Source organism: Streptomyces sp. NPDC002088, from assembly GCF_040296605.1.
GTDB lineage: Bacteria > Actinomycetota > Actinomycetes > Streptomycetales > Streptomycetaceae > Streptomyces.
Genome location: NZ_JBEOXO010000002.1, coordinates 314,139 through 338,691, shown reverse-complemented (window position 1 = coordinate 338,691; position 24,553 = coordinate 314,139). Strand labels below are relative to the sequence as shown.

Sequence of the window (24,553 nt, the reverse complement as noted above, 5' to 3'; positions counted from 1 at the left end):
GGACGTCGGGGATGAGCACCAAGGACTTCATCGAGAAGGACTACTACAAGGTCCTCGGCGTCCCCAAGGACGCCACCGAAGCCGAGATCAAGAAGGCGTACCGGAAGCTCGCCCGCGAGTTCCACCCGGACGCCAACAAGGGCAACGCCAAGGCGGAGGAGCGCTTCAAGGAGATCTCCGAGGCGAACGACATCCTCGGTGACCCCAAGAAGCGCAAGGAGTACGACGAGGCCCGCGCCCTCTTCGGCAACGGCGGCTTCCGTCCGGGGCCCGGCGCGGGCGGCGGCAACTTCAACTTCGACCTGGGCGACCTCTTCGGAGGCGGCGCCCAGGGCGGCGGCGGAGGGGCCGGCGGCTTCGGCGGCGGCATCGGTGACGTCTTCGGGGGCCTGTTCAACCGGGGCGGCGCGGGCACCGGCACGCGCACCCAGCCCCGGCGCGGCCAGGACATCGACACCGAGGTCACGCTGAGCTTCACGGAGGCGATCGAGGGCGCGACGGTCCCGTTGCGGATGACCTCGCAGCAGCCGTGCAAGGCCTGCTCCGGCACCGGCGACAAGAACGGCACACCGCGCGTGTGCCCGACCTGCGTCGGCACCGGCCAGGTGGCGCGGGGCTCCGGCGGCGGGTTCTCGCTGACGGACCCCTGCCCGGACTGCAAGGGCCGCGGTCTGATCGCCGAGCACCCCTGCCTGGAGTGCCACGGCAGCGGCCGCGCCAAGTCCTCCCGCACGATGCAGGTCCGCATCCCGGCGGGCGTCACCGACGGGCAGCGGATCCGGCTGCGCGGCAAGGGCGCGCCCGGCGAGCGGGGTGGCCCGGCCGGCGACCTGTATGTCGTCGTGCACGTCGGCTCCCACCCGGTGTTCGGCCGCAAGGACGACAACCTCACCGTCACCGTCCCGGTGACGTTCACGGAGGCGGCGCTCGGCGGCGAGGTCCGGGTTCCGACCCTCGGCGGCCCGCCGGTGACGCTGAAGCTGCCCCCGGGCACGCCCAACGGCCGCACCATGCGCGCCCGCGGCAAGGGCGCGGTCCGCAAGGACGGCACCCGCGGAGACCTGTTGGTCACCGTCGAGGTGAGTGTCCCGAAGGACCTGTCGGGGAAGGCTCGTGACGCACTGGAGGCGTATCGCGAGGCGACCGCGGAGGAGGATCCGCGGGCGGAGCTGTTCGAGGCCGCGAAGGGAGCTTGAGAGTGATGGAAGGCCGTCGGCGTAACCCGTATGAACTGACCGAGGAGACCCCGGTCTACGTCATCTCGGTGGCGGCCCAGCTCTCCGGCCTGCACCCGCAGACGCTTCGCCAGTACGACCGCCTGGGCCTGGTCTCCCCCGACCGCACCGCGGGCCGGGGCCGGCGTTACTCGGCCCGCGACATCGAACTGCTGCGCACCGTCCAGCAGTTGTCGCAGGACGAGGGCATCAACCTGGCCGGCATCAAGCGGATCATCGAACTGGAGAACCAGGTCGCCGCCCTCCAGTCCCGCGTCGCGGAAATGGAAGCGGCCCTGGACGGCGCGGCGGCCGCGATGCAGCAGCGCGAGGCCGCGGTGCACGCCTCCTACCGACGCGACCTGGTCCCGTACCAGGAGGTCCAGCAGACGAGCGCGCTGGTGGTGTGGCGGCCGAAGCGGCAGCAGTCCTCGGACTGACGGTCCGACGGTACGCACACGAAGGGGCCCGGGAGACTTCCCGGGCCCCTTCGTGTGCGGCCGGAGCCGTGTGTGCGGTCAGAGCCAGGAGTCCCAGATGCCGTACGCCTCCTGCTCGACGACCTCCTCCTTGCCCGTGGGGTCGATGTAGACGGCCCGGTAGTAGTACAGGCCGAGCGGGTCCTCGTGCACGGTGGTGTCCATGTGGAATTCCGGGTCGGTCACCTTGCCCGTGGCGAACGTGGTCCAGGCGCCGGCGGCCGCGTCCCACTTCTCCCAGCGGTAGTCCGTGTAGTCGCCGCACGGCATGTCGTAGATGGTCTCGCCGCAGCGGACGTAGAGCTCCGGGTACTGGTCCTCACGGACCTCGGTGCCGGTCCAGCCCGGCGGGCGGGTGTCCGGCAGGGTGACGGAGACCTCGGCGGGGTTGAAGGCCGCGATGTCGTCCGGGTCGGCGAGAGCGGTGCCGTCCGTGGCGGCGACCCGGTAGAGGTGGGTGGCGCCGTCGGGGATCGTCGGGCAGAGGATCTCGGTCGCCGACATCGAGGTGCTCGAAAAGCAGTTGGAGTCCCAGACCGTCTCTCCGGTGTCCGGGTCGGTCGTGCTCTGCCACACGTGATAGCCGCTCACGTCGTCGTCGGCGGGCGGTGTCCAGGTCAGCCGGACACCGAGCGGAACCCGTTCGGCCGTCAGGTTCTCGACCGGCGCCGGACGTACGGTGTCCGACGTGGTCGCCGTGGCGGCCGGACCGGGCGCCGACTCATGGCCGTACGGGTCGATCGTCACGACCGTGTAGTCGTACGTCGTCTCGGACGCGCCGGAGATGTCCCGGCAGACGCCGTTGATCTGCTGGCTGCCGGCGTAGGCGGGGGCGTCGTCACCGGCCCAGGTCCAGTACGTCTTGGGGTCCGTCACCGGCAGGTCCTGCGAGCTGTTCGGCTTGCACCCGGTCACGACGCTGCTCTCGCCGGTCGCCTTGTCGGTGCGGACGATCCGGTAGGTGAGCAGCGGCTGGTCCGAGTCGAAGGTCCACGGGTCGGCGCCGCTCCACTCGATCGACACGCCCTCGCCATAGTTGACCGCGGTGGTCGCGAACGGGGCGATGGCCTCCGGCCGGTCGGCCATCGCCAGGGTGATCTCCGTCGGGGCGGCGGCGTTGCCCTTGGCGTCCACCGAGCGCACCGCGTACCGGTAGCTGTCGGCGACCGAGAGCAGCTGGCGCGGCACGACGTCGGTCTGCGCGGTGCTGCCGCCGCCGGACAGGGCGTCGGAGTAGCCGCCGGTCGAGGGGTCGTACTGGAGGACCTGGTACGAGGCGGCCCCGGTGACCGGGGACCACACCAGGTGGGGAACGCCCGACCGGTACTCGACCCGGACGCTGGAGACGGGCGCCGGCGGTGTCAGGTCGGAGGTGGTGAACGTGGTGGCGGCCGAGTACGCGGACCAGTTCCCGGCGGCGTCCCGGGCCCGGCCGCGGTAGGTGACCTTGGTGCCGTCGGCGGGGCGGCCGGTGTCGCAGATCGCGCCCTTGGCACCGGAGTAGACGGTGCTCCAGGTGTTGGTCACGGGGTTGAGGCGCTGCATCTCGTACCACGCGATGTCGGCCGCGTTCTGGGCGGTGGTGACCAGCTCCGGGGCCGCGAAGGGCTGGTCGACCGGGCACGAGTCCATCTCGACGAAGGGTGCCGCGGGCGGTGTCTTGTCCACGGTGACCACGGCCTGGTCGGCGGTGCCCGCCGACGCGTTGCCCGCCTTGTCGTAGGCGCGGACCTCGTAGTAGTAGGTCGCGCCGGTCTTCGGCACGGTCGCGTCGGTGTACGAGGTGGAGGTGGTCGTCGCCAGGGGCTTGGTGGGGTACGCCGCGCCCTTCAGACGGCGGTAGACGCGGTAGCCGGCGAGGTCCATCTCCTTGTTCTTCGACCAGGAGACCTTCGCCTTGCCGGTGGTCTTGTCGTACGTCACCGAAGTCCCTGTCGGGACGAGCGGCTTGACCTTGTCGACGCTCGCGGAAGTTCGGGGCGTGTAGCCGAACTTGACGTTCGCCGAACCGGTCCAGTTGACGTAGTCCACGCGCAGGGTGTGCTTGCCCGACGGGACGGTGACGTTGACCGTCTTCTTCACCGTGGACGAGACGTTCCTCCAGAGGTCGACCTTGCGGACGCCGTCGACGTAGACCCGTACGCCGTCCTGCGTGGCGGCCGAGAACGTGAAGGGGCCGCCGGAGCCGAAGTCGCGGGTGACCGTCCAGCGGACGCCGAAGTTGTTCGTCGGCAGGCCGGAGGCCGGGGCCTTGGTGCCCCAGTTCTGGTCGATCGCGCTGTCGCAGTCCGTTCTTTTCGGAGTGCCGTAGAACGCGGTGTTCGCGTAGAACTGCCGCTTGTAGACCGGGGAGGTGCAGGTCGTGGCGGCGGACGCGGGTGCGGCTACGGCGGTGAGGAGGCCACCGGCGGTGGCGAGCACGACGGCGGTGGCGGTCGCCGTGGACGTGCGTCGTCTGGCTGGGTTCATGCGGTCCTCTGGTCGGGATCGGGACGGGGGCTTAAGCCCGTCGTGATCACGACTCACGAGGAGGCGGGTTGGTTGTACGGATCTTTGCCTGCGCATGAACTTCCGTTGGATGGAGGGTCCGTAAAGAGCGTTTGGAGAAGATTCCGCAGCGTCTTTACGATCGAGTCTGAGCAAAGCGGAGCGTGATGTTGCTATCTCGTTAAGTGATTCCGCTTGACGCCGATGGTTGCCGACGCGTTGGCTTTTCAGACACCTGGGTCACCATGCCGCACCCATGTCCGGAACGCACCTGAAGTGAGCCCCCGAATGCGCCGTATCGCCATATCCGTGGCCGCGTCCACCCTGACCCTCTCGCTGGCAGGCTGCGGCATGCTGAACACGACGGGGGACAGCGCCGACGCGAGCCCGACCAAGGGCAACGACGTCACGGTGGGCGTGCTGATGCCGGAGAAGACGAACACGCGCTACGCGGAGTTCGACTACCCCATCATCAAGGCGAAGGTCGCCTCCCTCACCAACAAGCAGGGCAAGACCCTGTACGCCAACGCCGGCTCCGACGCGGACACGCAGACGACCCAGATGCAGAAGATGATCGACGACAAGGTCGACGTCATCCTGCTCGACGCCGTCGACTCGCACGCCATCGCGGGCACGGTGAAGAAGGCCAAGGACGCGGGCATCCCGGTCATCGCCTACGACCGGCTGGCCGAGGGCCCGATCGACGCGTACGTCTCCTTCGACAACGAGCTCGTCGGCGAGGTGCAGGGGCGCACTCTGGCCGAGGCCATGAGCGACACCTCGGACAAGATCGTCATGATCAACGGCTCGCCCACCGACCCGAACGCCGCGCAGTTCAAGGAGGGCGCGCTCTCCGAGCTCAACGGCAAGGTGGCGATCGCCGCGACCTACGACACCAAGGACTGGAACCCGGACCTCGCCCAGGCCAACATGACCAAGGCGATCAACAAGATCGGCGCGAACAACATCGCCGGCGTCTACTCCGCCAACGACGCCATGGCCGGCGGCATCATCAAGGCTCTGGAGGCCGCGGGCGTCAGCGAACTGCCGCCGATCACCGGCCAGGACGCGGAGCTCTCGGCGGTGCAGCGGATCGTCTCCGGCGAGCAGTACATGAGCGTGTACAAGTCGTACCCGGACGAGGCCGAGGCCGCCGCGCAGATGGCCATCGCCAAGGTCCAGGGGCACGACATCCAGTTCGACGCCCTCGCCCGGGACACGGTCGACAGCCCCACGAACAAGAAAATCCCCGCGCAGCTGGTGACCGTCGTCGCCCTGACGCAGAGCAACATCCAGGAAACCGTCATCGCGGACGGCATCTACAAGGTGTCCGACATCTGCACGGCCAAGTACAAGGCGGCCTGCTCGACGCTCGGGCTGAAGTAGTACCGCCTGCGGTCGCCATGGCGACCAGGTCCTACGACCTGGTCGTACCACGCGTCGGCGCCTTGAGGTGGTCGAGGAGAGCCGAGAGGGAGGCGGGGGTGGTGGAGAGCACGGTACGGGGCCGGTCGCTCTCGCGGAGGTGGATGGTTCCGGTGGGGGCGGTGGCGAGGTAGACGCAGTCCCCCTGCGGGCCGCCGCTGTACGTCGACTTCTGCCAGTGGAGTTCGGACATTCGGGCCTCCCCTAAAGGGTGTAGAGAAGGTGCTGAACCAAGGCCAGCGAGTCCTTCACTGAGTGTGCTTCAGGGGCCAACGATACGTCGATGGGTGCGAGGGCGTTTTCGACGAGTCGGTCGAACATGTCCTTGTACTGATGCAGCTGGGTTCGCTCGCTCAAGTACCGGGACCCGCTGGGCTGTTCAAGTACGACGGTGCTCAGCTCCGCAACGCTGGGAATGACGAGAACGAAGTTCCCGCTGAGGGCGGCGTGCGCCTGTGCGCTGAACGGATAGATCTGGATGGTCACGTTGGGCAGGCGGGCCAGTTCGATGAGCCGGAGCAGTTGCTCGCGTACCACCTGAGGTCCGCCGAATCGCATGTGCAGGGCGGCCTCGTGGATCACGGCGTGGACTGCGGGCGGGTTCTCGGACGTGAGGATCCGCTGCCGCTCCATCCGGAAGGTCAGGGCTTCCTCGGTGTTTTCGAACCCCAGCTTGGGGCTGTTGAAGATGGCCTGGGTGTACGCGACGGTCTGGAAGAGCCCTGGGATGAACAGCGACTGATGCATGCACAGTGCAGTGGCGCCCGCCTCCAACTCGGCCAAGCTGAGCGCGCCTGACTCCATCGGCCCCTTGTGCGCACTCCACCAGCCTTTCCCGGTCGCCTCGGACAAGGCCACCAAGGCATCGACGTAGGTTTTATCCGTACACCCATACACGCGGCACAGCTCCAGTAGCCGCTCCGTCAGGATCGTTGTCTTGGCGGTCTCGATCTGGCTCAGCTGGGCACGCGCCATGCCGATCCGCTCGGCGGCCTCACCTGCGCTCATCCCTGCCTGTTCGCGCAGTTGTTTGAGCTCGAGGCCGAGTCGTCGCTGACGCTCGCTGATGGTGGTGCGCAGTCCCACTGGCTACTCCTCGTCGGTTCGCTCAAAGTCTCTCCAGAGGGCGGGAGTTCGTCCACCGATTCCATGAAGCAGCTTGAAAATTGTAAACCTGCTCCCCTACGGTGAGTGAGGCGCTGCTAACGCTCCGGAACCGCATCGGAGTTGTCCGATCACCCCTGCCCGCAAGCGAAAGCGCACCCGAACCGGCCTCCAGCCGGACTCGGACGGAGTCATCGCGGGCGTACCAGACAGGAGCCCCCTCATGGAAGCCGCCCGCAGGGCCCCCCACCGACCAGCCCAACTCACCTACGAATACAGCCTGTTCGTCCCTGCCGACGTCACCTCCCCCCGCGTCTGCCGGGACTTCGTACGTGCCGTGCTCTTCACCCACGACCGGGAGCCACTCGTGATGCCCGCCGCCCTGTGCACCTCGGAACTCGTCACCAACGTCCACCTGCACACGAAGGGCTCCGCGATGCTCCGAATCCGGCTCACCCCGGCACGCTTCCACGTCAGCGTCTTCGACGAGAGCCCCGACCCACCGGTCGTGGCCCACCCCGCCGCGGGCAGGGTCGCCTGCTGGGGGCGCGGCCTCGCGCTCGTCGCGGAGACGGCGGATGTGTGGGGGGTCGCCGACGAGAGGTCCGGGCGGTACGCGAAGGGCGTGTGGTTCGAGCTGGGGGTCGGCGCTGGACCGTTCCGGTGTCACCCGATCGGCTGATCCGAGGGCATCGCCGCTGGTCAGTCGTATCACCGTGTCTACCGTGATCGCGTTGCTTGTGCCCCAAGGACGTCAAGCCCGCACTTGAGGAGGTGATGCCACCATGACCGCTCTTGCGCACGAGAGGCCCGAGACCATGCCTGAGATCGACCTGGATGAGGTCCTGTGGCAGGCGTGGAAGGCCATGGAACTCCCCGAGGGCTACCGCGCTGAGATCATCGAGGGAGTCATCGAGGTGTCGCCCACTGGACGCTTTTCACATGCCCAGGTTGTCAACCGTCTGCGGGACGCCCTGGCGATCTTTCTGCACGACAGCGAGTACGGCGCCTGGAACGACACCAACGTGATCCACACGCGCAGGGCGTGGATCACGGATGGGTTCGTGGCTCCTCGGGACGCGGAGCTGATCGAGGCGGAGGACGGCCTCGGCGTCAAAGCTTCTGCGGTCCAGACGGTCGTCGAGGTCGTCTCTCCAGGTAAGCGCAACCAGGACCGTGACCGCGTCGGCAAGCGCCGCGAGTACGCTCGCGCCGGTATCCCGGTGTACGTCACCATCGATGACTACGACGGCCAGGGCACCGTGACCCTGTTCACCGGACCGCGCCCCGAAAAGGCCGACTGGGAAGACATCCACCGTGTCCCCTACGGCGCCGACGTCACCATCCCCGAAGGCCCCGCCAAAGGGTTCGTCATCGGCGAGGCGATCACGGGCCCGAAACGGGGCTGAGGCGGGGCTGAGGTCTGCTCCGCGATGCACCCGTAGAGCACGGGTCGCCACCATCAGCTTGTTGCAACGCGACGGGCGGAGGTAGGCGGATAGCAGGGCAAACCCGCTGTTTCCCACGGCCGTGGCGGGGGGAGCCGTGTTGCGGAGCAGGTCCGGTCCGCGCATAGTGGCGCCTGCGGAAGAGGCTGGAACCGGGGGTGGGCTGGGCGATGGCCGGGCGCGGGACGGAGGAGCATCCACACGGTGCCGACCGACTGTGCGGGACCGGGGATCGCGTGTATTCCCGGGCCGTACGGCGCGGCCGTGTGCGACGCCGTGACGCCGACCCGGTCCCCTGCCTCCTGGAACTCGCCCTGCTGCACCCGGACCCCGACGACATGGACTGGCTGGTGCCGACGGCACCGCAGGAGGTCATGACCCGGCTGCTGCGCGGGGTGTACGACGAGGTCAGCACCAGCCAGCGGCGGGTGGGCGCGGCGGTGGCGGCCGTCGAGTGGTACGCGGGCCTGGGCGGCCGGCTGCCGTCGTCCGGGACCGAGGGCAGCGCGATCCGGGTCCTGGACGGCCTCTCCCGTATCCAGACGGCGATGGACGAGGCGACGGAGGCGTGCACGACGGAGGTGCTGACGGTGCAGCCGGGCGGCATCCGCCGCGAGGCCGAACTGTCCGAGGGCCTGCACCGGGCGCTGGCGCTGCGTGGGCGCGGGGTACGCATGCGGGACCTGTACAACCACGTGGCCCGGCACGGGCAGGGCCTGCTCCACTACCTGGAGCTGATGGGCGACACGGTCGAGGCACGGACCCTCGACGAGGTCATCGACCGCCTCATCCTCTTCGACCGCACAGTCGCCTTCATCCCCGCGAACGCCGACCACACCATGGCCCTGGAACTCCGACACCCCGCCCTGGTCGGCTACTTCGCCACGGTCTTCGAACGCCTGTGGCGGCTGGCGATCCCCCTCACCGCTCCCCTCCCCGACACCGGCATCGAGGGCATCTCCCACCGCGAACAGTCCATCGCGGCGCTCCTCGCCGAGGGCCACCAGGACGCGGTGATCGCGGAGCGCCTCGGCATCAGCGTTCGCACCTGCCGCGCCCACATCGCGCGCCTGTCGGAGACCCTGGGCGCGGCGAGCCGCACCCAACTGGGCGTCCGCATCGCCCAGGTCGGCCTGGACGGCCCCGCACACACCCCCGACGTCCCCCACCTCACCCTTCCTGATCAAGGATCCCCGACCGCCCGATGAGGTAGCCGAGCTGCGCCCTGCTGTCGCTGCCGAGGGTGGCGGCGAGTTTGGCGATGTGGACCCGGGCGGTGCGGACGTTCATGCCGAGGCGGTCGGCTATGACGGCGTCGGTGTGGCCTTCGACGAGGAGGGTGGCTATGGCGCGTTGGCGGGGGGTGATGCCGTTGAGCGTGGGGGGCCGGACGGCCTCGGGGAACATGGGGGTGGCCAGGGACCAGAGGCGGTCGAAGGTGGTGCCGAAGTACTTGACCAGGGCGGGGTGGCGGACCTCGAGGGCCATGAGCCTGTCGTCGTCGGCCGGGATGAACGCGACCGTCCGGTCGACGAGGATGAGGCGTTCGGTGAGCTCGTCGAGGGTGCGGGCCTCCGCGTCGCCCCGCAGCTGTTCGTAGCGGGCCATGACGAGGGGCACATGTCGCTGAGTGCTCTGGTAAAGCGTGCGGATGCGGCCGCCGCGGTCCAGCAGGGACTGGTCCCGGTCCATGGCGACGGACTGGGCGATCTGCCCGCGTTCGTTGCTGTAGTTGCTGTTGGGCTGGACGCACAGGACTTCACGGGTCGCCTCGGCCATCGCCTCGGTGATGGCCCGGTTGATCCGCTCCGTTCCGCTCAGGACCCTGGCCGAGGGCGTGTCCGCGACGGCCGGCGTACGGGGGCCGCCGCTCCGCAGGAGCGGCGCGAACCGCTCCGCCAGCCGGGCCTCGCGGCGCCGCTCGTCGGCGATGCGCTCCGACGAGGTGCGCAGCAGCTGGTGCAGGGCCACGGCCGGCGCGACGGGCTCCAGCCAGTCCAGGTCTTCGAGGCCGGGGTGGAGCAGCCCGAAGTCAATGAGGCAGGGCGCGGCCGCTGCCTCGGCGGCGCGTACCCGGCCCTCGTGCAGAGCCCGTTCGTACAGCTCCGTGCCGGCGGCGCACAGGTCGTCCACGCCGTGTCTCGGATGCGGCACCGTGCTCACTTGACGCTCTCCCTCCGGGGTTCAGTGCTCCCGCTCCAGGATTCCCGACTGGGCTATGAGGAAGCCGAGCTGGGCGCGGCTGCCGCTGCCCAGGGCCTGGGCCAGCTTGGCTATGTGGGCGCGGCAGGTACGCACGTTCATGCCCAGGCGGCGGGCGATGGCCTCGTCGACGTGTCCTTCGATGAGGAGTTTGGCGATGGAGTGCTGGATGTCGGTGATGCCGTCGGGGGCGGTCTCGTAGGGGGTTCCGACCCTGAGGGGTACCGCGCGCGTCCACATGAACTCGAAGACCTTGACCAGGTAACGGACCAGGCCGGGGTGGCGGAGCTCCAGGGCGACCTGCCGGTCCTCCCGGATGGGAATGAAGGCCACGGTCTCGTCGCAGATGATGAGGCGCTCGACGAGCTCGTCGATGGTGCGGACCTCGACCTTGCCGGTGGAGATCTGATCCACATAGGCCAGGGTCTGGGGGCTGTGCCTGGCGGTGTGCTGGTACAGCGTGCGCAGCCGGACCCCCCGCTCGAGCAGCGGACGGTCGCGTTCCAGGCCCTTCAGGAGGTTGCTCTCCAGGCGGCGGCCGCCGGGCTGCACGGCGAGCACCTCGGTGTGGCACTCGGACGTGGCGATGTTGAGTGCCGCGTTGATCCGGTCCCGGCCCTCCAGCACGGTGATGGAGTGGGTGGTCCCGGTGTTCTGGGCGCTGGCGGCCATGAACGGTTCGAAAGCGTCGGCGAGTTCGACCGAGAGCCGCCTGCGCTCGGTGATCTCTCGTTCCAGGGGGTGGAGATGCTGCGCCAGGGCGACCGACGGCAGCACCGGCCGTAGCCAGTTGACGTCGTCGGGGTCCGGGTACAGGAGGCCGAACTCCATCAGGCAGGGCACGGGTTCCACGTCCGCCCGAGGGATGCGACCAGCGCGAAGTGCACTGGTGTAGAGGCGACTGCCTTCGTCGCAGAGTTCGGTTATCGCATGGGGATGTGCCGCTTGCGTACCATTTGTCCCCAATTCTCCACCCCCCAGGGTCCTGAACATGCAGGAACATGATGCATCGATTGTGTGGCCATGACGTGCCCGAATGAGCCATCGTCTTATCCGACGGGGGAAGAGGAGACCATCGAGTGAGGACGAAGCCGACTATGCGTAAGAGAATGCTTCGCTCGGTACTTGCCGCTGCTCTTTCCGCCGCCGCGGTGTTCGGGGCCGTGAGCGGCCTCGTCGGCGAGTCGAGTGACGTTCGTGCGGACAGTAGTGCGATTGCGGTAGTCGTTGACGTGGACCACGCCAACGACACTTCCTGGGACTGATCACGATGACCACCCCTCCCGACGACCGCTCCTTCCGCCGCGAAATGGCCACGGCCTACCGCTCCGGCTGGCACTTCATCGACCTGGTCACCGCCATCCCCCACAGTGGTGACTCGCTGATGGTGACCGTCTTCGGTGAGCCGGTCGTCGTCACGCGGGACGACGAGGAGGACGTACGGGCGTACCGGTGCCTGCGGCGGCCTCGGGGGGCGCCGCAGCCTGTGCGGTGTGCCATCCGGTACGGAATGATCTTTGTGAACCTGGACCAGCGGGACCACCGGCTTGCGGAGCCGGATGTTCCCGACATCAGGGCCATCTCTGCCACCCCCCGCAGTGCCTGACGCGATTCCCCCGTCGTAACAGATCGCGCAGGTGCTTCCCCCCGCAGCGGCGTCACCGTGACCTGAACACGGTGACGCCGCTGCAGTTTTACGGGATATTTCGGGGTATCGGTTCGCTTCGGGGTGACTGGAAACCGTCACTCGTAACCCGCTGTCCACTCAGCCCCGCCCCATCGCCCGTGTCAGCTCGATCTCGATCACGACGCGGGAGGGGTTCGGCGCGGGCACGCGTTCGTAGCGTTCGGCGTAGCGCCGCTCCGCCTCCGCGATCCGGTCCGGTTCGGTGCGGACGTAGGCCCGGCCCTCCAGCGTCGCCCAGCGGCGGCCGTCGACCTGGCACACGGCGACGGGAGCCCCGTCCGGGCCGGCGGCCATGACGTTTCCCGCCTTCGCGCTCGCTTTGTTCGTGATCACCCGAGCCAGTCGCGCCTCGGGGTCGTATGTCACCCCGACGGGCACGACGTGCGGGCTGCCGTCCGGGCGTGGTGTCGTCAGGGTGCACAGGTGTCTTTCCCGCCAGAAGGCGAGATACGACGGGTCGGGGATGCCCGGGTCCTGCGGGTATGCGGCCATGTCCGGAAACTTAGTCGCTCGACGGCCTCCCGGACACCTACTTGAGTGGAATAGACTCAACTTTGTGTAGGTTCATTGAGTCAGTACTGAGGGATCAGCACTGAGGGATCAGTACTGGGAGACGTGGCAGAAAGCCGACGCCAGGAGGAGAACGCGAACGTGGACGCCGAGCTGACCAACAGGAGCCGGGACGCGATCAACGCGGCCGGCAGCCGCGCCGTGTCGGAGGGGCATCCGGACCTCACCCCTGCCCACCTGCTCCTCGCTCTGCTCCAGGGGCAGGACAACGAGAACATCATCGACCTGCTGGCCGCCGTCGACGCAGACCAGGCGGCCGTACGCACCGGAGCCGAGCGCGTGCTCGGCGGGCTGCCCAGCGTGACCGGGTCCACCGTCGCGCCCCCGCAGCCCAACCGCGAGCTGCTCGCCGTGATCGCCGACGCCCAGCAGCGCGCCAAGGAGCTCGGCGACGACTACCTCTCCACCGAGCACCTGCTGATCGGCATCGCCGCGAAGGGCGGCGCGGCCGGCGACGTACTCTCCCAGCAGGGGGCCGGGGCCAAGAAGCTGCAGGAGGCCTTCCAGAACGCGAGGGGAGGGCGCCGCGTGACGACCGCGGATCCCGAGGGGCAGTACAAGGCACTCGAGAAGTTCGGCACCGACTTCACCGCCGCCGCGCGGGAGGGCAAGCTGGACCCCGTCATCGGGCGGGACCAGGAGATCCGGCGGGTGGTGCAGGTGCTGTCCCGCCGCACCAAGAACAACCCCGTCCTCATCGGTGAGCCCGGCGTCGGCAAGACCGCCGTCGTGGAGGGGCTGGCGCAGCGGATCGTGAAGGGGGACGTGCCCGAGTCCCTCAAGAACAAGCGGCTCGTCGCCCTCGACCTCGGCGCCATGGTGGCCGGGGCGAAGTACCGGGGCGAGTTCGAGGAACGGCTGAAGACCGTCCTGGCCGAGATCAAGGACTCCGACGGGCAGATCATCACCTTCATCGACGAGCTGCACACCGTCGTCGGGGCCGGCGCCGGCGGGGACTCCGCCATGGACGCGGGCAACATGCTGAAGCCCATGCTCGCGCGCGGTGAGCTGCGCATGGTGGGCGCCACCACCCTCGACGAGTACCGGGAGCGGATCGAGAAGGATCCGGCCCTGGAGCGGCGCTTCCAGCAGGTGCTGGTCGCCGAGCCGACCGTCGAGGACACCGTCGCCATCCTGCGCGGGCTCAAGGGGCGCTACGAGGCCCACCACAAGGTCCAGATCGCCGACAGCGCGCTGGTCGCGGCGGCCACCCTCTCCGACCGGTACATCACCTCCCGTTTCCTGCCTGACAAGGCCATCGACCTCGTAGACGAGGCGGCCTCGCGGCTGCGCATGGAGATCGACTCCTCGCCCGTCGAGATCGACGAGCTCCAGCGTGCCGTCGACCGGCTGAAGATGGAGGAGCTGGCGATCGGCAAGGAGACCGACGCCGCGAGCCGGGAGCGCCTGGAGAAGCTGCGCCGCGACCTCGCCGACAAGGAGGAGGAGCTGCGCGGTCTCACCGCCCGCTGGGAGAAGGAGAAGCAGTCCCTCAACCGGGTCGGTGAGCTGAAGGAGAAGCTCGACGACCTGCGCGGACAGGCCGAACGCGCCCAGCGCGACGGCGACTTCGACACCGCGTCCAAGCTGCTGTACGGCGAGATCCCGACCCTGGAGCGCGACCTGGAGGCCGCGTCCGAGGCCGAGGAGGAGGTCGCCAGGGACACCATGGTGAAGGAGGAGGTCGGCTCCGACGACATCGCGGACGTCGTCGCCTCCTGGACCGGGATTCCGGCGGGCCGCCTGCTGGAGGGCGAGACGCAGAAGCTGCTGCGCATGGAGGACGAGCTCGGCAAGCGGCTCATCGGGCAGTCCGAGGCCGTACGGGCCGTGTCGGACGCGGTACGGCGCAGCCGTGCCGGTATCTCCGACCCGGACCGGCCCACCGGTTCCTTCCTCTTCCTCGGTCCGACCGGCGTCGGCAAGACCGAACTGGCCAAGGCCCTCGCGGACTTCCTCTTCGACGACGAGCGGGCCATGATCCGCATCGACATGTCGGAGTACGGCGAGAAGCACAGCGTGGCCCGCCTGGTCGGCGCCCCGCCCGGCTACGTCGGCTACGAGGAGGGCGGCCAGCTCACGGAGGCGGTCCGCCGCCGCCCGTACAGCGTCGTACTCCTCGACGAGGTGGAGAAGGCGCACCCCGAGGTCTTCGACATCCTCCTCCAGGTGCTGGACGACGGCCGCCTGACCGATGGCCAGGGCCGCACGGTCGACTTCCGCAACACCATCCTGGTGCTGACGTCGAACCTGGGCAGCCAGTTCCTGGTCGACCCGATCACCAGTGAAGAGGAGAAGAAGGAGCAGGTGCTGGAGGTGGTCCGGGTGTCCTTCAAGCCGGAGTTCCTCAACCGGCTCGACGACCTGGTCGTCTTCTCGGCCCTGTCGAAGGAGGAGCTGAGCCGGATCGCCCGCCTGCAGATCGACCGCCTCGCCAAGCGGCTGGCCGAACGCCGCCTCACCCTGGAGGTCACCGACGCGGCCCTGGCCTGGCTCGCCGACGAGGGCAACGACCCGGCCTACGGCGCCCGCCCGCTGCGCCGCCTCGTCCAGACCGCCATCGGCGACCGCCTCGCCAAGGAGATCCTCTCCGGCGAGGTCAAGGACGGCGACACGGTCCGCGTGGACGCGTTCGGCGACGGACTGCTCGTGGGGCCGGCGACCGGCAAGAAGCTGTAGCGGTCAGCAGGAAGCTGTCGCGGTCAGCGAGACGCTGTAGCGGTCAGTACGTGGAGGCGTCGAACGTGACGAGGGCGGTGTCCCCTGCGGACCCGCCCTCGTAGCGCACGCTGACGTCCACGTCGTACGCGCCGGTCGTGTTCTCGTCGTCCGGGTCGTTGCGGACGATCGCGCACACGTCCCCGTCGCACGACGCCGCGCGCTGGGCGCCGGGGAACGACGTGGCCAGCCACCCCCGCACCGCGGACCGCGGCATACGGAACGAGCCGTCGTACGACTGGTCCATCCAGCTGTACGAGGTGCAGTCCTCCTCAGTGGCGCCCTCGGGCATCGAGGCGCCCGCGAACCGCATGGCCTCGCCGCAGTCGACCTCGCTGACGGTGTTGAAGGGGTCGTCGCTCGACGCGAAGGTGACCAGCCCCCACACGAACCACCCCACGGCCACGACCGAGAAGACCAGACACAGCCCCCACAACAGCTTGCGCACCCGCGCCCCCCTGTCATCGGTGACCAGATCATGGCAGCCCCGCGCGACAGACCCCTCCTGGGGTTGCCACTCCCCGCCCCGCATGGGGGAGGATGGCAGGATCCGTACGAAGGGAAAATCACGGTGACCATCGACCCGTCCTCGATTCCGAACTTCGGGGGCCAGCCCGAGCCGCAGCCGCAAGGACCGGCGGGCCCCGTCGTCCCGGATCAGGACCTCGTGAAGCAGCTCCTCGACCAGATGGAGCTGAAGTACGTCGTGGACGAGGAGGGCGACCTCGCGGCGCCCTGGGAACAGTTCCGCACGTACTTCATGTTCCGCGGCGAGGCCGACCAGCAGGTCTTCTCGGTACGGACCTTCTACGACCGGCCCCACAAGATCGACGAGAAGCCCCAGCTGCTGGAGTCCATCGACGACTGGAACCGCCGCACGCTGTGGCCCAAGGTCTACACCCACACCCACGACGACGGCACCGTCCGCCTCATCGGCGAGGCACAGATGCTGATCGGCACCGGAGTCGCCCTCGAGCACTTCGTGTCGTCGACGGTGAGCTGGGTGCGGGCCGCCATCGAGTTCGACAAGTGGCTCGTCGAGCAGTTCGGCCTCGAGCAGGAGGTCAACGACACGGAGGACCCCGAGGACGGCGAGGAGTAGTCCGCCCTCAAGTTCTCGCAACGAGTCCTACAGCGGCGTGTGCGCGAGCACTACCAGGTACGCGCCGTAAGCGAACGAGAGCCCGGCCAGGGCGCCGACCACCACGGTCGCGTGCCAGGGCCGGGCTCTCGCCGTGCGCACCAGCGCCCGCGCCAGGCCGGCGGCAGCAGCAGCGGGAAGGCGGGCAGCAGGAAGCGCGGCTTGCACTCGAAGAAGCCCGAGCCGCCGAGGGCGATCAGCAGCAGTACACAGGATGTACGCGCTCCAGCCGAGCGGGGCGAGCGCCGCGCCCGTCCACAGCCTGTGGGTAACCCGGCGGAGGTGCCGCCGCTCGCGCCAGATCTGGTGGCGGCGTGACGTCAGGCCGACAGGGCCTTCAGACGCCGCACCGCCTCCTCCAGCACCCCCGTCTGCTTGCACCCGGTGAAGACGTGAGCATGGCGGGTCACCCACTCCCTTCCTGGCGAGCAGACCCGTAAGCACACGCTCCCGGCGCGACTGCCCGTCGTGTCGGTCGGGTCTTCACCGGGATGCAAGGGGAGACCGACCGTGAGCGTTCCCACGTTCAGGCCGATGACGACGCCGTACAGGACGATTGACCCGAGTGGCGATCTCGACATCTACGCCCGGAAGTCCGTGTCCCGGAAGGGGCAGCGGAACACCGAACTCAGCGTCGGGCAGCAGATCGAGGACGGGATTCGCTGGGCCAAGTGGAACGGCTACACGCCGCGCCACGTGTGGGTGGACAACGGCATCAGCGGCTCGAAGGACGTCAAGCGGCCGGGCTATGACGCTGGGCTCAACGGGTTGGAGACCGGAGAGACCCGCTGCCTCTGGTCGTACAAGCTCGACCGCTTCAGCCGTCGTGGTGCGCTGGCCGTTCTGACCATCATGGAACGGCTTGAAGGCCGACGGATCTTCTTCGGTGCGGACAACCTCGACACCAGCGAGCCGAAAGACCGACGCATGATCATGTGGCGTGCTGAGGACGCGAAGGAGTTCAGCGACCAACTGGCGGACCGCGTAGCCGACTCGTGGCGCTACTCGAAGGATCAGGGGTACTGGCTCGCGCCCCGTGTTCCGTATGGCCTCGTGAAGACCAAGGGGCGCAAGCTCTTCGCTGACGATGGGGCGGCCATTCCCGGACAGCCGGACGGCCCGACCAAGGCCGACGTGATCCGGCGCATCGTGGCCCAACTCGGTGACGGCTCGACGGCCCCGACGATCGCAGCGCGGCTTACCGACGACGGCATACCGTGCCCGAGCGGCGGCAACTGGTCTCCGCAGTACATCTACCGCGTGGCAAAGAATCCCGCCTACATCGGGCTACAGCCGTCGTCGAAATGGTTCGAGCGCGAGGACCCGATTCACCGTGACGCCGAGGGGCGGCGTGTCAGCGTCGGTGAGGCGCTTGTCAGCGAGGCAGCACAGATGCGCGCACGCAAGGCCGTGAAGGCCCGCACGAAGATCATGGGTGAGAACAGCAGCCCGGCGCGTCGTGGCGTGCGCAGTGTGCCCCGACACCTGCTGTCCGGACTGCTGCACTGCGCCGGGTGCGGACGCAAGATGGTTCGGCGCGGCACGTCGTACAGCTGCCCGCACAAGACGAACGGCGGGCGTCCTTGCGACAGCCCGGCGTCGGTCATGGCGAAGTACGCACACGCCTTCGTGTTCGCCGTGTTCTCTCAGCGGCTGACAGCGGGTGAGCCTGATGACGGTCTTGTCTTGGCCGTCGCCTCTCGCTGGCTTGCTACTCATCGGCCGGATTCTGTGCACGAGCGCAGGGAGCTGACGGACCGCGTCGCGGATGCCAAGGCAGCGTTGCAGGATCTCTTGGACGCGCGCTATAAGCGCGGCGAGTTCAGCGGCCCAGCGGCAGAGTATTTTCCCGGCCTACTGGCCGAAGCTGAAGAGAGTGTGAGACTCGCTGAGAAGGCGCTAAGCGCTATGCCTGAACCCACATTGAATATCGGGTTTCTTTTCGACGCCGAGTTGATCGAAGCAGCGTGGAACTCGGCAACGGTCGAAGAACAACGCGGGCTGCTCTCCCTGGCTCTCGACGGCGTGTGTGTTCGGAAGAAGTTCGGGGCGGGGCGTACGCCGGTCACGCCGGAGCGGTTCCACTATGCCTGGGCAGGGTTCACCCGGGTAGTAGACCTCCCCGAAAGTCGGCATAACGGCGAAGGGATCGGCACGCATCGGGTGCTCAACAGCGCAGCCCGATAGTCGGCAAGGGTGCCCCCGGCCAATCCCACAGCGGGAAGGGTCGGGGGCTCCGTTATGCCCGCGTACGGCGCTGCAAGGGGCCACGGGGCTACCCGGCGACGGTGGAGCGCTCAGCGGGGCGGAGACGGGTGCTCAGGGGCTCCGGCCCAGCGTCACCACAGCGGGCAGGCGGCAGGCTTCTGACCTGGGGGTTGTGACGCAGTGACGAAATGACTTGAAATCCAGAACGTATATAGAAGCTCTTAGTGCAATCCGGACTCGACGTCATTTCATCACAACGTCACCGACGACCTTTTCGCTCTGTATCGCGCCCGGGTCACCGACTCCCTTCATATAGGTAGAAGGGCGTTCGCGCCTGCTGCGGGTCCACCACAATCACCCGCCCCATGAACCCGCCGTGTGCCGGTGGCCTTGATGCTCAGGTCAATGCACACACTTAGCCCCCTTCCGGGTTGAGCTTCCGTTACGCGTGTGGTGGCGCGTGCGGTCGCTCCCTGGGAGGGGGCTTTTTACATTTCCACCACACCCTAGGACTTCTCTCATGGACGCGTACAAGAACGCTCATAACGCCGTTCGCGCTGAACGTGGTCCGGCAATCCTTCATCAGTGCGTTTGGTGCTGGGGCGACGCCGCCCATTGGGCATACGACCACGCTGACCCGAATGAGCAGACAGACAAGCGCCGCCGCTATTCGACAGACACGGCGCATTACCGGCCCATGTGTGCCCGCTGTCATCGGACCTATGACCGACTTCACCGTGACGGCGCTGGGCCGGACCGTGTAGAGCGCGAGTTCTTTAAGGCACGCATGCGGTATCCGCGCGAAGCGCTTGAAGCCATGGCGGAGCGTCGGGCAACTCACCTTCAGACCTTCGTGAATGGGAAGCGTCGCACGGCTCCGCTGACGATCGTACAGACGACGATTCAGCGTGTTATTGCCTAGCGCAAGGAAAGGAATCAGCTTGACTGACATGGAAACCCGGGCAGCGCCACAGCCCCTAAACGCTGACGGCACACGGAAGCTGAGCGGCTATGCCGTCGTATTCAACTCGCCCACACGGATCGGCACATTCACCGAATCCATAGCACCCGACGCTTGGACCAACGCGGGTGACGACGTGCTAGCGACGTGGAATCACAACCCGGACAGCATTCTGGGTCGCACGCGTTCCGGCACACTCACGCTGGCCGTGGACTCGACCGGCATTCGCTATGACGTTGCGCTTCCCGATACGGAGCTAGGCCGCAGCGTCCATGAGCTTGTGAAGCGCGGTGACGTGTTCGGTTCTTCGTTCACGTTCATTTGCGACGAAGACCAGTGGGATTACATCGGAGAAATCCCACACCGCACGGTCACCGCTATGCGGGTCATTGAGCTTGGCCCCGTTCACACTCCCGCTTATCCCGACGCGACCGTAAGCGCTCGCGCAATCGAAAGAGGAAACATGAGCAAGGTTGACGTTGACGCTGCCCGTAAGGCTTACGCCGACACTCAGCGCGCCGAGAAGCTTTCTGCCGACATTCGCTCGGCTGAGGCGACCGGCGAGAAGCGCGGGGCGGAGCTGGACGAGAAGCGTGCGGAGCTGGACGCGCTGAACGGTGAGCGGACCGCTTCGCTTTCTGCCATGAAGTCCGCCGCTGAGGCGCGCGCTATTGGCCGTAAGGCGTCCGCCGGTGATCTCCTGTATGCCAAGCTTGCCGAGTCTCGGAACCTGACTTCCACGGGCACCGCTGGGGCTTTCACTCCGTCTGAGTTCTCGAAGACTTTCGTTGACCTCATGGCGCCCAGCTCCGTTGTTCTTTCCAGTGGCGTGAACCGGGTTGCAACGAACGCTTCTGAGTGGAAGACCCCTGTGGTTACTTCCGACTTCACTCCGGCGTTCATCGGTGAGCTTGCCGACCTGCCGACGGGCGGTTTTGCTGCGGGGCTTCTGACTGTGAAGCCCATGAAGATTGCCACGGCTGAGATGCTGTCGAGTGAGTTCGTCAACGACTCCGACGGCGTGTCACTGAACGCCATTTCCCGGAGCATGCTCCGCACTCTGGCGCTGGGCTTCGATAAGCAGGCTCTTATCGGCACTGCGGGTGCTGACAAGTTCGCCGGTATCGCCAACACGGCCGGTATTCAGACTCTCGCCGTGACTGGTGATCCGACGGACCTTGCTCCGTTCGCTGAGGCTTTCGGAATGCTTGAGGACGTGTCGGCTACTCCGGGCGTCGTCGTCATGAACCCGACCCGTTGGGCGCAGCTTCTCGGCTTGAAGGATTCAACCGGGCGGCAGCTCCTGAGCGCGGGTGCCGGTTCTGGTACCGACGGCGTTTCCCGCAGCATCCTGGGCGTGCCCGTGAAGGTGTCGCCTTACGTCGACGCCAACACGATTCTTGTCTACGACGCGTCGGAGATTTACGCGGTCATCCGGAAGGACGCCACGTTTGAGACTTCCTCGGACGCCGGTTTCTTCAAGGACGGTATTGGTGCCCGTGCGATCATGCGCGCCGCTATCGCCGTTCCGAACGCTGCCGCCGTCGTCAAGATGACCATTGCCGCGTAATGGCGCTGGGCGAACTGTTCACGGACAGCGCGCCACCTAGGCTTGTCGAGATAGGGACCGGTCTTCTCATTGACGGGAAGCCGGTCCCTTCCGGCGTTCGGGTGCGCGTTCCCGCTGACATTGCGGTATACCTCGTTGCCCAGCAATGGGCACGCGAGGTGGATAGGGGGCACCAAACCCCTAGAGGGGTGCTGGAGTGGTCCCCCATAAGCAATATCCCGGGGGTGGGTGTCGGGCTGGACGAATGGCCTAGTCACATGCGCCCCTCATGGCTGCTTGCAGATGGACGCGTGAAGCGTGCTGACGGACTGCCGCGCGTTGTCCCTTGGTACTGCACGAAATGCGAGCGCGTGGACTACGGGCATGAGCGCAAAAGCACGGAACGTACAGCGCGGGGCGTCCAGCGAATTGTGTGCAAGGGCTGTAGTCAGTGAGTAGGCGCGGGTGTCGCGTTCACCTTCCCACCCGCGAACTGGCGATCGGTCAGGTATTCGCCGGCGTGGACCATCTATGCAGGTAGATGCACTTCCGATGCGTCATGCCGCTTTGCTCACGACTTCACGGGTGCGGGTACCGGTCCAAAAGTTCAGCCGAAAGCCGCTCAGCGATCCCGGTCACAGCTCGGAAAACACACGCGTCGCGCGGCCCCTTGCTCGGGGCGACGGAAGGAAGATTTCTGGTGATCAAAAACTGTTCGGTTTGTGGCACGTCGTTTGAGCCGTTGAAGACGCACGGCGAGTACTGCGGCAAGCCGTGTCGCGATAAGGCTTATCGGCAGCGGAAGGGGGCTGAGCGTCCGTCTCTCGCCCGTTCTGTCGTTGGGGATGCCCCGATGCCGGATGACGACCGGGAAGCGCTCAGGGAGCTTTACCGTGCCGCCATCGCGCGCATCACTTCGGACGGGCTTGTTGTTCCCGGACGGCGCGGAGAAGCCGACGTTGCACACCCGCTTGCGCGCTTCGTCGGACAGTGGTTCAGCGCCCTGGGGTACCCCGCGAAGCCTGCCGACAGCGACGGGGGCGACGACCTTGACGCGCTCATTGCATCGCTGCTCAAGAACACAGACGACAAGGGGCAGCGGATATGAGCGAGGCCACGGCGGAGCTTGCTAACCGGATCGTGCGCGCTTCGTTGTCCCACGCTGAGGCTGAGGTGCACCCACTTTTCCCAACGTTCCGTCTGGCGTTCGCGCGTGATGAAAGAAGGGTCGCGAACGGTGCCGATGTCTTCAAGTCCGTGAGCGCGCCGGACGTGTTCTAGTCGCCCTTCTTGAAGTCCTGCGAGCCCTGGGAAGGCGGAGAACACAGTGCGGCTAGACGAGCGATACCCCGTAGCGCCAAACTGGTGCAGTGAACGCCGTACTAGCGACACTACTTGGAACGCTTGCAGGCGCAGCGGCAACTATTGGTGCTGCTCTAGCCACAGGTTGGGCTCAACGCGAAGGGGTGCGCATTGCTGCTAGGTCCGAATTTCGCAAGGATAGACGTCAGCCAAGACATGAAACCTATAAAGCTTTCATGGAAATAGCGACAGAACTACGCGACCTTGCCTTGATGACTGCTCACGAGAGCCTAACGCGAGAGCAGGAAGTATCTCTAAGGGGCCGGATAAACGAGTACTGGCTCGAAATGAGTTTGCTCGGCCCGGAGGCTGTCATTCGTTCAGGTGCCGAGCTTCGCGATCAAGCTTTGGGAATGACGGGGCAAATAGCCATGCTTCGCTCTCGCTCGCGCCATCTTTCCACGACCCCGGAAGACGACACGGAAGCCTTCACCACAGCAACACGAGCATTCGAAATTAGTTCGTCAGATTTTCTTCGTATGGGCATGGTCATCGGCGAACTTTTGGATGCCTTCGCCATTGACGCCTTTGCCGCACTTGAAGATGACGGAACCGCGCGTTAGTGGTTCTGGAGATGACAAACGCACAGCCTCATTATGAAAGCCCGCATACGCCTGGCGATGTCGTCAGAGTGTATGCGGGCTTTCTGTGCGTAAAGGCTCTTTATCCCAAATGCGGAGTCGGCCGGTTATCTAGGAAGTGCTGAAGCCGTAGCCGCTGGGTGTGGTGCATTGGCAGCGCGTCAATATCGGCAGGGTCTACGAAGCGCACTTCCGTCGACTCATCCGACACAGCGAGCGACCCGCCCACAATGCGCGCCCTGAAGCACACGTTGAACTGTCGCCGTACTTCCCCGTCGCTGTATTCGATGATGTGGCGCGGGTCCGTGTACGTGCCGACAAGCCCCGTGATCTCGACGTCATATCCGGTTTCTTCCTTGACCTCCCGCACGGCCGTTCCGGGTAGCGAGTCGGTCATATCCATGCCGCCGCCGGGCAATGCCCATAGGTCGTTGTCTTTCCGGCGCTGAAGAAGGATGCGCCCCTTGTCGTCGGTCACGACCGCTGAGGCAGCGACGACGAGACTGTTTGGTTCGGGAGCGTTGGCGTCGTCGTAATACTCCGTGCGTGCCACTTCCTAGCCTTCCTTGACTGTCGTCGCCGTTCCCCATACCGCGTTGAAACTCTCGGTGTACGTGTCGAATATCCCGCCGTCAGCATTCCGTCGAAGGTGCCATACCGGGGCGCCGTAAGCGTTCACACCCCACACGTGCGAATTCACCAACACCTGATCATCAGCGCGATACAGACTGTTGTACAGCGTCGTTCCGTGCGTCCGTAGCTCGATACCCGGTACCCCCAGCAACGGCCGGTAGTGCATGAGCGCGAGTCGGCAGCGGGATTCAATGCCGTGCCCGAACTTCTCTTCGTTGCCACGTAGTTGGACGTTTTCGCTATCCGCGTCGCCCAGCGCAATACGAACGGCACAGCCGTCTTCAGCCCGTTCGCGCAACAGGTCGTTCAGCCTGGGGTACGCCTCATGCAAGAACACGGCGGCATAGACGAGAATGTCTACCCGCTCCCGGGCCTGGGTGATTAGGTCAACGAACACGGAAACGGGGAGGTCTGCCCGCTGGTCATAGAGCGCGACCAATTCCGGGCTAACTGCCCTTGCCGCGCGTGCTTGTCGCAGTGCTGGCCATAGGGCGTGAACGTCTTCGCTCAGCGCCTCAGCGGCCTTCATTGCGGTAGCCCGCCGGGGGACACGTCCCAGGTTCACCCAGCGCTCAACGCTCTTCGGGTCAACTCCCGTCGCTGTAGCGAGAGTTGCATGTGTCCACCCCCCTGCCGCCATGGTCGCCCGTAGGCGCTCGTTCGTCATAGGGACGTTCTACCCGCCGTGGGACGTCCCGAAGTGGGAAACGTACGAGGTTCCACCGTCCCAACGACCGGCGCGACGATCACGCCATGACTGAGCCGAGGAGATACCCCAGCGGGC

General features: G+C 66.8%; 23 protein-coding genes and 1 pseudogene. 14 read left to right on the top strand and 10 right to left on the bottom strand.

All coding sequences use genetic code 11. The features are described from left to right. Window positions 1–11 precede the first annotated feature (11 nt). Together dnaJ and ABT114_RS05240 are read left to right on the top strand one after the other, a co-directional pair. The gene (gene dnaJ, locus ABT114_RS05245) at window positions 12–1,196 is read left to right on the top strand and encodes a molecular chaperone DnaJ (protein WP_351138791.1); all 1,185 of its coding nucleotides are present in this window, start codon (window positions 12–14) and stop codon (window positions 1,194–1,196) included. Between the two features lie 5 nt (window positions 1,197–1,201). Next, complete coding sequence (locus ABT114_RS05240) at window positions 1,202–1,654, top strand: heat shock protein transcriptional repressor HspR (RefSeq protein ID WP_351138789.1); 453 nt, start codon at window positions 1,202–1,204, stop codon at window positions 1,652–1,654. Window positions 1,655–1,732: 78 nt separating this feature from the next. Here the strand turns inward: ABT114_RS05240 and ABT114_RS05235 are convergent, their stop codons facing one another. Beyond that, window positions 1,733–4,162, bottom strand: a complete 2,430-nt coding sequence (locus tag ABT114_RS05235) for a PA14 domain-containing protein (RefSeq protein ID WP_351138787.1) — start codon at window positions 4,160–4,162, stop codon at window positions 1,733–1,735. Between the two features lie 306 nt (window positions 4,163–4,468). On the opposite strand from ABT114_RS05235, the gene ABT114_RS05230 reads away from it, so the two are divergent. Further along, window positions 4,469–5,566, top strand: coding sequence for a sugar ABC transporter substrate-binding protein (locus tag ABT114_RS05230; protein WP_351138785.1), 1,098 nt, complete (start codon window positions 4,469–4,471; stop codon window positions 5,564–5,566). A 31-nt stretch (window positions 5,567–5,597) separates the two neighbouring features. Here ABT114_RS05230 and ABT114_RS05225 read toward each other — a convergent pair whose 3' ends face one another. Continuing rightward, entirely contained in the window at window positions 5,598–5,798 is a 201-nt protein-coding gene (locus ABT114_RS05225; protein WP_351138783.1) for a DUF397 domain-containing protein, read from the bottom strand. 11 nt (window positions 5,799–5,809) lie between these two features. Further along, a complete protein-coding gene (locus ABT114_RS05220; protein ID WP_351138781.1) occupies window positions 5,810–6,691 on the bottom strand; it encodes a helix-turn-helix domain-containing protein in 882 nt (293 codons plus the stop codon). A 241-nt stretch (window positions 6,692–6,932) separates the two neighbouring features. Here ABT114_RS05220 and ABT114_RS05215 point away from each other — a divergent pair, with 241 nt between their 5' ends. From ABT114_RS05215 to ABT114_RS05205, 3 genes are all read left to right on the top strand, one after another. Then, complete coding sequence (locus ABT114_RS05215; RefSeq protein ID WP_351138779.1) at window positions 6,933–7,391, top strand: ATP-binding protein; 459 nt, start codon at window positions 6,933–6,935, stop codon at window positions 7,389–7,391. A 103-nt stretch (window positions 7,392–7,494) separates the two neighbouring features. Next, window positions 7,495–8,118, top strand: coding sequence for a Uma2 family endonuclease (locus tag ABT114_RS05210; RefSeq protein WP_351138777.1), 624 nt, complete (start codon window positions 7,495–7,497; stop codon window positions 8,116–8,118). A 209-nt stretch (window positions 8,119–8,327) separates the two neighbouring features. Further along, the gene (locus ABT114_RS05205) at window positions 8,328–9,365 is read left to right on the top strand and encodes a helix-turn-helix transcriptional regulator (protein ID WP_351138775.1); all 1,038 of its coding nucleotides are present in this window, start codon (window positions 8,328–8,330) and stop codon (window positions 9,363–9,365) included. Here ABT114_RS05205 and ABT114_RS05200 read toward each other — a convergent pair. Next, window positions 9,328–10,320 carry a helix-turn-helix transcriptional regulator gene (locus tag ABT114_RS05200; RefSeq protein WP_351138773.1) on the bottom strand — a complete coding sequence of 331 codons (993 nt, stop codon included), beginning with the start codon at window positions 10,318–10,320 and terminating at the stop codon, window positions 9,328–9,330. The genes ABT114_RS05205 and ABT114_RS05200 overlap by 38 nt on opposite strands. A gap of 21 nt (window positions 10,321–10,341) precedes the next feature. Next, window positions 10,342–11,352 (bottom strand): helix-turn-helix transcriptional regulator, encoded by a 1,011-nt coding sequence (locus tag ABT114_RS05195; RefSeq protein ID WP_351138771.1) that lies wholly within the window; start codon window positions 11,350–11,352, stop codon window positions 10,342–10,344. A gap of 277 nt (window positions 11,353–11,629) precedes the next feature. On the opposite strand from ABT114_RS05195, the gene ABT114_RS05190 reads away from it, so the two are divergent. Further along, window positions 11,630–11,965, top strand: coding sequence for a hypothetical protein (locus ABT114_RS05190; protein WP_351138769.1), 336 nt, complete (start codon window positions 11,630–11,632; stop codon window positions 11,963–11,965). 159 nt (window positions 11,966–12,124) lie between these two features. Here the strand turns inward: ABT114_RS05190 and ABT114_RS05185 are convergent, their stop codons facing one another. Beyond that, window positions 12,125–12,538: a pyridoxamine 5'-phosphate oxidase family protein gene (locus ABT114_RS05185; protein ID WP_351138767.1), complete on the bottom strand. Its 414-nt coding sequence runs from the start codon at window positions 12,536–12,538 to the stop codon at window positions 12,125–12,127. Between the two features lie 159 nt (window positions 12,539–12,697). Between ABT114_RS05185 and clpB the strand changes: the two genes are divergently transcribed. Next, the gene (clpB, locus tag ABT114_RS05180; protein WP_351139502.1) at window positions 12,698–15,295 is read left to right on the top strand and encodes an ATP-dependent chaperone ClpB; all 2,598 of its coding nucleotides are present in this window, start codon (window positions 12,698–12,700) and stop codon (window positions 15,293–15,295) included. Window positions 15,296–15,338: 43 nt separating this feature from the next. On the opposite strand, the gene ABT114_RS05175 is transcribed toward clpB, so the two are convergent. Continuing rightward, window positions 15,339–15,782: a hypothetical protein gene (locus ABT114_RS05175; protein WP_351138765.1), complete on the bottom strand. Its 444-nt coding sequence runs from the start codon at window positions 15,780–15,782 to the stop codon at window positions 15,339–15,341. Window positions 15,783–15,905: 123 nt separating this feature from the next. On the opposite strand from ABT114_RS05175, the gene ABT114_RS05170 reads away from it, so the two are divergent. Beyond that, entirely contained in the window at window positions 15,906–16,436 is a 531-nt protein-coding gene (locus ABT114_RS05170; protein WP_351138763.1) for a YbjN domain-containing protein, read from the top strand. A 27-nt stretch (window positions 16,437–16,463) separates the two neighbouring features. Here the strand turns inward: ABT114_RS05170 and ABT114_RS05165 are convergent. Next, a pseudogene (locus tag ABT114_RS05165) lies at window positions 16,464–16,684 on the bottom strand (hypothetical protein); the annotation flags it as partial. A 325-nt stretch (window positions 16,685–17,009) separates the two neighbouring features. Between ABT114_RS05165 and ABT114_RS05160 the strand changes: the two are divergent. The 5 genes from ABT114_RS05160 to ABT114_RS05140 all read left to right on the top strand — a co-directional run bounded on the left by ABT114_RS05160 (window position 17,010) and on the right by ABT114_RS05140 (window position 23,118). Beyond that, window positions 17,010–18,662, top strand: a complete 1,653-nt coding sequence (locus ABT114_RS05160) for a recombinase family protein (protein ID WP_351138761.1) — start codon at window positions 17,010–17,012, stop codon at window positions 18,660–18,662. A 971-nt stretch (window positions 18,663–19,633) separates the two neighbouring features. Further along, window positions 19,634–21,214: a phage major capsid protein gene (locus tag ABT114_RS05155; RefSeq protein WP_351139500.1), complete on the top strand. Its 1,581-nt coding sequence runs from the start codon at window positions 19,634–19,636 to the stop codon at window positions 21,212–21,214. A gap of 832 nt (window positions 21,215–22,046) precedes the next feature. Further along, a complete protein-coding gene (locus ABT114_RS05150; protein WP_351138759.1) occupies window positions 22,047–22,301 on the top strand; it encodes a hypothetical protein in 255 nt (84 codons plus the stop codon). Continuing rightward, the gene (locus tag ABT114_RS05145; RefSeq protein WP_351138757.1) at window positions 22,298–22,474 is read left to right on the top strand and encodes a hypothetical protein; all 177 of its coding nucleotides are present in this window, start codon (window positions 22,298–22,300) and stop codon (window positions 22,472–22,474) included. The genes ABT114_RS05150 and ABT114_RS05145 overlap by 4 nt, the downstream gene beginning before the upstream one ends. A gap of 89 nt (window positions 22,475–22,563) precedes the next feature. After that, window positions 22,564–23,118: a hypothetical protein gene (locus ABT114_RS05140; RefSeq protein WP_351138755.1), complete on the top strand. Its 555-nt coding sequence runs from the start codon at window positions 22,564–22,566 to the stop codon at window positions 23,116–23,118. A 100-nt stretch (window positions 23,119–23,218) separates the two neighbouring features. On the opposite strand, the gene ABT114_RS05135 is transcribed toward ABT114_RS05140, so the two are convergent. Both ABT114_RS05135 and ABT114_RS05130 read right to left on the bottom strand, forming a co-directional pair. Then, window positions 23,219–23,689, bottom strand: coding sequence for an NUDIX hydrolase (locus ABT114_RS05135; protein ID WP_351138753.1), 471 nt, complete (start codon window positions 23,687–23,689; stop codon window positions 23,219–23,221). 3 nt (window positions 23,690–23,692) lie between these two features. Then, window positions 23,693–24,436, bottom strand: coding sequence for a helix-turn-helix transcriptional regulator (locus tag ABT114_RS05130; protein ID WP_351138751.1), 744 nt, complete (start codon window positions 24,434–24,436; stop codon window positions 23,693–23,695). Window positions 24,437–24,553: the final 117 nt, after the last annotated feature.

Excerpts from the sequence above, each read along its gene's own strand:
- dnaJ (WP_351138791.1), top strand. The coding sequence starts at position 12 with ATGAGCACCAAGGACTTCATCGAGAAGGACTACTACAAGGTCCTCGGC.
- ABT114_RS05240 (WP_351138789.1), top strand. The coding sequence starts at position 1,202 with ATGGAAGGCCGTCGGCGTAACCCGTATGAACTGACCGAGGAGACCCCG.
- ABT114_RS05235 (WP_351138787.1), bottom strand. The coding sequence starts at position 4,162 with ATGAACCCAGCCAGACGACGCACGTCCACGGCGACCGCCACCGCCGTC.
- ABT114_RS05230 (WP_351138785.1), top strand. The coding sequence starts at position 4,469 with ATGCGCCGTATCGCCATATCCGTGGCCGCGTCCACCCTGACCCTCTCG.
- ABT114_RS05225 (WP_351138783.1), bottom strand. The coding sequence starts at position 5,798 with ATGTCCGAACTCCACTGGCAGAAGTCGACGTACAGCGGCGGCCCGCAG.
- ABT114_RS05215 (WP_351138779.1), top strand. The coding sequence starts at position 6,933 with ATGGAAGCCGCCCGCAGGGCCCCCCACCGACCAGCCCAACTCACCTAC.
- ABT114_RS05210 (WP_351138777.1), top strand. The coding sequence starts at position 7,495 with ATGACCGCTCTTGCGCACGAGAGGCCCGAGACCATGCCTGAGATCGAC.
- ABT114_RS05205 (WP_351138775.1), top strand. The coding sequence starts at position 8,328 with ATGGCCGGGCGCGGGACGGAGGAGCATCCACACGGTGCCGACCGACTG.
- ABT114_RS05195 (WP_351138771.1), bottom strand. The coding sequence starts at position 11,352 with ATGTTCAGGACCCTGGGGGGTGGAGAATTGGGGACAAATGGTACGCAA.
- ABT114_RS05190 (WP_351138769.1), top strand. The coding sequence starts at position 11,630 with ATGACCACCCCTCCCGACGACCGCTCCTTCCGCCGCGAAATGGCCACG.
- ABT114_RS05185 (WP_351138767.1), bottom strand. The coding sequence starts at position 12,538 with ATGGCCGCATACCCGCAGGACCCGGGCATCCCCGACCCGTCGTATCTC.
- ABT114_RS05160 (WP_351138761.1), top strand. The coding sequence starts at position 17,010 with ATGACGACGCCGTACAGGACGATTGACCCGAGTGGCGATCTCGACATC.
- ABT114_RS05155 (WP_351139500.1), top strand. The coding sequence starts at position 19,634 with ATGGAAACCCGGGCAGCGCCACAGCCCCTAAACGCTGACGGCACACGG.
- ABT114_RS05150 (WP_351138759.1), top strand. The coding sequence starts at position 22,047 with ATGCCGGATGACGACCGGGAAGCGCTCAGGGAGCTTTACCGTGCCGCC.
- ABT114_RS05145 (WP_351138757.1), top strand. The coding sequence starts at position 22,298 with ATGAGCGAGGCCACGGCGGAGCTTGCTAACCGGATCGTGCGCGCTTCG.
- ABT114_RS05130 (WP_351138751.1), bottom strand. The coding sequence starts at position 24,436 with ATGACGAACGAGCGCCTACGGGCGACCATGGCGGCAGGGGGGTGGACA.